The organism is Actinocrinis sp. (assembly GCF_035653575.1).
Lineage (GTDB): Bacteria > Actinomycetota > Actinomycetes > Streptomycetales > Catenulisporaceae > Actinocrinis.
Genome location: NZ_DASRBQ010000183.1, coordinates 1 through 6,708, shown reverse-complemented (window position 1 = coordinate 6,708; position 6,708 = coordinate 1). Strand labels below are relative to the sequence as shown.

5 protein-coding genes and 1 pseudogene are annotated in these 6,708 nt (G+C 70.1%); all 6 read left to right on the top strand.

All coding sequences use genetic code 11. The features are described from left to right. Window positions 1-739 (top strand): hypothetical protein (locus VFA06_RS25130; RefSeq protein ID WP_324843190.1); only part of this gene is annotated, 739 nt, incomplete at its 5' end. Window positions 740-786: 47 nt separating this feature from the next. Further along, a complete protein-coding gene (locus VFA06_RS25125; protein ID WP_324843189.1) occupies window positions 787-2,487 on the top strand; it encodes a hypothetical protein in 1,701 nt (566 codons plus the stop codon). Between the two features lie 65 nt (window positions 2,488-2,552). After that, window positions 2,553-3,080: a hypothetical protein gene (locus VFA06_RS25120; protein ID WP_324843188.1), complete on the top strand. Its 528-nt coding sequence runs from the start codon at window positions 2,553-2,555 to the stop codon at window positions 3,078-3,080. 22 nt (window positions 3,081-3,102) lie between these two features. Beyond that, on the top strand, window positions 3,103-4,188 hold the full coding sequence (locus VFA06_RS25115) for a hypothetical protein (RefSeq protein WP_324843187.1): 1,086 nt from the start codon (window positions 3,103-3,105) through the stop codon (window positions 4,186-4,188). Window positions 4,189-4,302: 114 nt separating this feature from the next. Continuing rightward, a complete protein-coding gene (locus VFA06_RS25110) occupies window positions 4,303-5,745 on the top strand; it encodes a DUF4215 domain-containing cysteine-rich repeat protein (RefSeq protein ID WP_324843186.1) in 1,443 nt (480 codons plus the stop codon). A gap of 17 nt (window positions 5,746-5,762) precedes the next feature. After that, window positions 5,763-6,708 (top strand): annotated as a pseudogene (locus VFA06_RS25105) (hypothetical protein); the annotation flags it as partial.

Genomic DNA, 6,708 nt, shown 5'->3' with positions numbered 1-6,708 from the left:
GATCATCGGGCACCGCGTGGTCACGGTGAGCCTCAACATCCCCGGGGGCCAGAAGCTCGCCGGCGTGCAGGTGGGCTTCGACTATCCGCAGCTCGAGGCGAGCATCAAGGGCACCGGCGCTTCGAGTGTCGTGCAGAACGCGGTGCAGGTGCTCCAGTCCACCCCCACGATGCTCACGCTCGCCAACGACACCGATGCGGACCTCTCGTTCGTGATCGCGGGCAACGCGAACTTCATCCAGTCGGGACCGCTCTTCAGCGTCACGCTCGACGAGTGTGTGCCGAACTCGGTCGGCATCTGTAATCGGACGCAGAACGTCATCGGCTGCTGCCCGCAGGCCGATTTCGCGGCTTGCACCGCAAACCCGAGCGACCCGGTCGCCTGCTTCTGCGGCGCCTCGGGCAGCGCAACCGGCGCGCAGTGCGCCGCGGCCGCCTGCACCGCCGGCGCGTGCTCGTCGGCAAGCGGCGGGCTCCTCGATCAGGCCACCTGCGAGGCGTGTCCAGATCTCGGCGGCTGCTTCAGCGTCTTCAACCCACCCGTCTGCCCGAGCGGCCACTTCCCGCTGGAGGCGGTCGGCCAGTGCGACAACGTCGTCGGCGCCTGCCCGTCGGACAACGTCTGCGTAAGCCAGGACCTCCAGATCAAGCAGTCGTGCACGGTGACCGACCCGGTCGACGCCCTCGCGCGGCCGATCGCCGGCGTCACCTGCTCCATCTCCATCACCGAGACGCCGTGAAAACGCTCGTGCGGCGTCCCAACACTCGACTGAGGAAGGAAACGACGATGAACCTGAAAGGACTCACGTGGAACGCGATGCTGGTTGGCCTCGCGGGCATCGTGGGCGTCGCCGCGTTCGCGCCGCGCGCCCGCGCGGCCGGATGCGCCGACCTCAACAACGACGGGCGGGTGACGATCGGCGACGCCATCCGGCTCATCCAGGCGGTCGGGGTCGGGCCGTCGGCGGTTGACTGCGGCGGGGCGGGCTCGCTCTCCTGCGGTGACCTGAATGCCGACGGCGCGCTCAGCGTCGCCGACGTGGTGACGCTGCTCAATGCGCTCACCGGCAATCCCACGCTCTTCCCGCTCTGTCAGGGCAAGGGCAACGTCATCGCCTGCTCCGGCGGCAAGGCGACGGTGACCGGCAACCTCACGACCAACCAGGAGTGGTCGGCCGCGTGCCCCGTGTACGTCGACGGGCTCACCTTCGTGCAGCCCGGGGTGACGATCACGATCGACCCGGGCACGACGATCGTGGGGATGGATCCTCCGACGCAGAACGGCGGCCCGACCAACGTCTCCGCGCTCATCTTCCTGCGCGGGTCGAAGATCAACGCGGCCGGCACGCCCACCCAGCCGATCGTGATGACCAGCCAGGACCACTTCGAGCACAACAACGGTCACATCGGCGACTGGGGCGGCCTCACGATCAACGGCAACGCCCCGGTGAACTGCCCCGGCGGCGAGTGTCTGGCGGAGGGGCTCGTCGGCGTTCCGTTCGGCGGCAGCAACCCGAACGATAGCAGCGGCGTCATGGAGTACGTGCGGGTCGAGTTCTCGGGCAGGGAGCTCACCCCGGACAACGAGCTGAACATCATCACCTACAACGGCGTCGGCCGTGGCAGCGTGTTCGATCACATCCAGGCGAACGTCGGCTTCGACGACTGCCAGGAGTGGTTCGGCGGCACGGTCAACATGAAGTACCTGGTGGATTCCGGCTGCGGTGACGACCTCTTCGACACGCAGCTCGCGACCACGGGTGAGTATCAGTACCTGCTCGGCGTCTACTACAACCCATACATGCAGAACGCGGGGAACCACGGCTTCGAGTGGGACAACAACGAGAACGGGTTCGACCTGCTCCCGCGGAATGCACCCAAGGTCTGCAACTTCACCATGATCGGCACCGCGCTCCAGCCGAACGCGGTTGGCGAGAACTCGGAGCGCGGCACGAACCTCCGCCGCGGCACCGCGGGCATCATCGCCAACACCATCTGGGAGCACTTCCGCAACGCCGGTCTCCTCGTGAGCGACAACGCCACCGCGGCGCAGGCCTGCACCAATGCGACGACGCTCAAGCCCGGCGGGCTCCTCGTCGAGCACAGCCTGCTCTTCGACAACGGCAACGACGGCGGCGCGCCGTTGCAGGTGACCGGGAACTGGACGTCGCCCTGCACGCCGCAGCAGTGGTACGCCCTGCTGCCGTCGGTCTCGCCGTCGAACCCGACGCAGAACGGGTCGGACCCGCAGATTCCGGTGGTCTACGGTCTCGGGCTGCCCGCCTCGCAGACCGATCTCAACCAATTCATCCCGGCGGGCTCCTCGCCCGGCGTCGCCAGCAATCCGCTTGTCAATTCGCTGGCGATGGACTGCAAGAGCATCGACCCGACGTTCTTCGACACCACCAACTACGTCGGGGCGTTCCGGCCGGGAGATCCGGCCTCCAACTGGCTCACCAGCCCCTGGATCAGCTTCCACCTGCAGTGAGCCGTCCGGCCAGCGCGGGGCGGCGGTCGTCCGCCGTCCCGCCCGGCCGCTCGAAGGAAATCGTCATGAAGGTCGCATCGGTCGCCAAGACGCTCGTGGTCGTCATGCTGGTCCTGGCGGTGCACGCCGCGGCGACTGCGCCGTCGCGGCCGCGGCGCCTGACGGATGCGTCGCCGTCGGTGGATGCGCTCCTCGAGCGCTTCCGCGAGGCGCTCGTTGCCAAGGACAAGGCGGCGCTGCGCGCGCTGCGGGTCACGCAGGACGAGTACCTCGGCATCATCATGCCCGGCAGCGTCGAGCCCGGTCAGCCGCGTGCCCAGTACTCGGCGCAGGCACAGCAGTATTTCTGGGGCATTCTGAACGGCAAGAGCATCTACGTCGAGGCGGACCTCCTGTACCAGTACGGCGGCCATCCGTTCCGCATCACGGGGGTGAGTTTCCGACGTGGCATCAAGGACTACGCGGACTACCGGGCCTACCGTCAGCTCACGCTCGCGATCGAGGACGACGCCGGCAAGGTGGACCACCTGAAGATCGGGTCGATCGCGGAGGTCGACGGGCAGTTCAAGTTCATCTCCTACGTACGTGACTGAAGAGAAGGGAAGGGAGAAAGCGATGAAGCGAAGGATTGCGGTTGCGTTCCTTGCGGCCGTGGCTGTGTTCCCCGGCACCGTGCGGGCTGGGGCGCCGCCCGAGATCAAGTGCGCCGCCACGAAGCAGAAGGCGGCCTCCGCCAAGGAGAAGGCGAAGGCGCTCTGCTACGCGAAGGCGGCTGGCGCCAAGGTACCGACGCCGGTCGATCCCGCATGCCTCGCGAAGGCCGAGGCGAAGTTTCAGACCGCGTTCACCAAGGCGGTGGCCAAGGGCCCCTGCGCCGATCCGGGCAATGGCCTCCCCGACCCGAGCAAACCCATCGAGGACAGCGTCGACGCATGCGTGAGTCACATCACCGACCAGCTCCCGGGAACCGTCGCGACCGCCAAGTGCACGGCCGCGAAGATCAAGGCGGCGGGCGCCGACGCCGCGGGCGAGCTTGCCTGCTACGCGAAGGCCGCGGGGGCGAAGGTGCCGACCCCGGTCGATCCCGCGTGCCTCGCGAAAGTGGCCGCGAAGCTCGGCCCCGCCTTCGCGAAGGCCGACTCCGGGAAGGCGGGCGCCTGCCCTGGGGATGCGGCGACGCTCCAGGCGGAGATCGATGGATCGTGCGTCACGACGATCGCGAACCAGCTCCCGCCGAAGCCGCCGGGCTGCGGCAACCGGGTGATCGAACCGGGGCTCGGCGAGACCTGCGACGACGGGAACACGATCGAGGATGACGGCTGCCCGAGCAGTTGCCACGTGGACACGTGCACGCCGGTGCCGGGCACGACCTCGGCCTCGGTGACCTTCACGTCCGGGACCCCGCTCGGCGGCCTCGTGGTCTTTATCGACTATCCGGAGGGAAAGGTCGCCAGTCTGACGGTGACGTATCCCTTCGGCGTGACCGGCAGCTCGAACGACCTCGGCTACGGCGTGAAGGACGCCGTGGTCAAGATCGGCGCCCTGCCGGCGAAGTTCGCAACGCTCACGTTCGCGAGCCTCTGCCAGGGGGCGGCGGCGCCGACGGCCGCCGACTTCAGGTGCACGGTGGAGGACGCGGCGGACACGGCTGGCAATGCCGTCGACCCGAGCACGGTGACGTGCAGCGTGAGCATCCCCTGAGGGCACACAGGTGACGGGCGTGGAGGGCCGGCGCCCCGTCCGTCCTTCCACCGCCCGTCGCCTACGGTTGGAGGAGGGATGCGGAGACAAGGTGTTGCGGTTGCGCTCCTGCTCGTGGTGAGCAGCGCCGGCAGCGGGGGGGCGCGCAGCGGACGGCACGCGCTGCTCGCCTGTCGGCACTGGCTCGCCGAGACGCTGAGCGTCGTGATCCGCGCGAGCCTCCACCGGGTCGCCTCCTGTCACGACGCCTTCCACGGCGCGCGCTCGACCGTCGACTGCAACGCCGTCGCCACGACCGACGACTTCATCCACGCGCAGGCCCGCGCGCGCGGGATCATCCCCGAGTTCTGCCAGGGCGGAAACCCCGTTCTCGCGAACTATCCGACGGGGGTGAACCCCGGCATCGCCGTTTCGACGACCATCGCGCGGCGGATCGCGCAGAATGGGGAGGCGCTGCAGGGCCTCACCCGCCTGCCCGCGGGTCGCGGCGGGCATGCCCTGCGGCGCTGCGTCCGCGCCGTCGGGCACGCACGGACGGCGCTGGTGACCCGGATCGTCGCGGCCGCGGTGCGCTGCCAAGCGCGCTTCGACCGGCGGGCTACGGTGCTCGGCGCGATCGCGCCGGCATGCCTCAAAACGGCGCCGCGCACGGCCGCGCACGTGCGGCGAAGGGTGGGGCGCGCCTGCCGCGGCGTCACCGGTGCCGAGATCGGGAGCTGTGATCCGCTGCCCGAGTGTGTGATCGCCAGCGTCACGGCCCTCGGACAGGCGCTCGCACGCGACATTTATGGCGCGCTGCCCGACGAGCGCGGTCGGCTCTGCGGCAACGGCGAGCTCGACACGGGCGAGGAGTGCGACGACGGCAACGAGGACGATCACGACGCCTGCACGAACCAGTGCCAGAAGGCGCGCTGCGGCGACGGAATCGTGGAGGCCGGTGTCGAGGAGTGCGACGACGGCAACAACGTGGAGACCGATGCCTGCACGCCGCAGTGCAGGCTCGCGCGCTGCGGCGACGGAATCGTCGAGAAGGGCGTCGAGGAGTGCGACGACGGCGGCGCCAACGGCACGCCCGGCGACCCCTGTGGCAGCGACTGCCGGTTCGCGGAGGTCAGCTGCCCGCCGACGGGCGCGGTGCAGGCCACACTCAGCCTCGTGCCGGCCAAGGACGGGTCGACGGCGGCGGAGTTCGCCGGCATCCAGGTAATACTCGGCTACCCGACTGGGGTCAGCATCCCCGGCTCGGGCGCCCTGCCGGTCGGCGATCCGACCGACCCGGCGACGCGCATCGTGCTGCTGGATCAGGACCTCTACACGGGGCTGATCGTCTTCAAGGACAGCGACACGGCGTTGGTCACGACCGTGGCGACGTCGTCCCCGGTGCGAATGGGTGTTGCCCCGCTGCCATTCGAGCGGGTGACGTTCGATTGTACGTCCGGCGCCAGGTTTACGCCGAGCCAGTTCCCCTGCAGCGTGACCGACGAGTCGGGAAAGCTCGGCAACACGATTCCCGCGGAGCAGCGGCCGGCCTGTGCCGTGGCGCTGACCGCGCGCTGACCGACATGGAGGGTATGATGCTTCGCCGCTTGCTGTGTGTCCTCGGCCTTCTGGCGACCGCCGCCGCGTCGGCGGCACAGCCCAGCTCCGACCTCGACACATACGCGCTCTTCGCGACCGCGAGCCTGCGGGCGAGCGGGCTGCGTGTGCTTTCCGGGAACGTGGGTGTCGACGCGGGGCCGCTCACCGTCCACGGCGCGCTCGACGCGCCCGAATCGAGCGTCGCGGCCGACGTGGTCCGGCTTGGCGGGCCAGCACGCTGCGCGGCGCTCTTCGCGGCCACGAGCGCCACGGGAGGCGGTGCAGCCTGCGGTCCCGCGCAGCCGTTCTCCCTGCCGATCCTTGCGGATGTGGGCGCAGCCTGCGGCCTTCCCGTTCCGGCGCCCACCTGCGCCCCGGACCGGTCGATCGCGGTGCCGCGCGGGGCGACCCGCCGGCTCGCCCCCGGTGCCTACGGTGACGTGGCGGTCGCGGGTGGGCCGGGCGCGCCGGGCCGCCTGGTGCTCGCAGGCGGCGAGTACGTCTTCTGCAGCCTGCGCGTCGGCCGCGGGGGCGTCGTGGAGGCGGACTCGGCGGTGCAGGCTTTCGTCACCGGGGACGTGTCGCTCGGCTCCGGCGCCGAGCTCGGCGTCGTCGCCGACCGCGACGTGCGGGACCTCGTGCTCCGTGCGGGCTACGGCCGCATCACCGTCGCGCGGCGCGCCGTGCTGGAAGGTGTCGTCTGTGCACCCGACGCGCTCGTGCGGCTCGCGGATGGGGCTCGGGTGGCGGGGCGGCTCGTGGGTGGCCAGATCCGTACGGGGCGCATCACCGTGAGCGGCTTGCCGGCGGGGCCCGGGTCGACCACGACGACGACCAGCACCACGACGACTACGAGCTCGACGACGACGACCACGAGCCCGACGACGACCACGACGACTACGAGCTCGACGACGACGACCACGAGCCCGACGACGACCACGA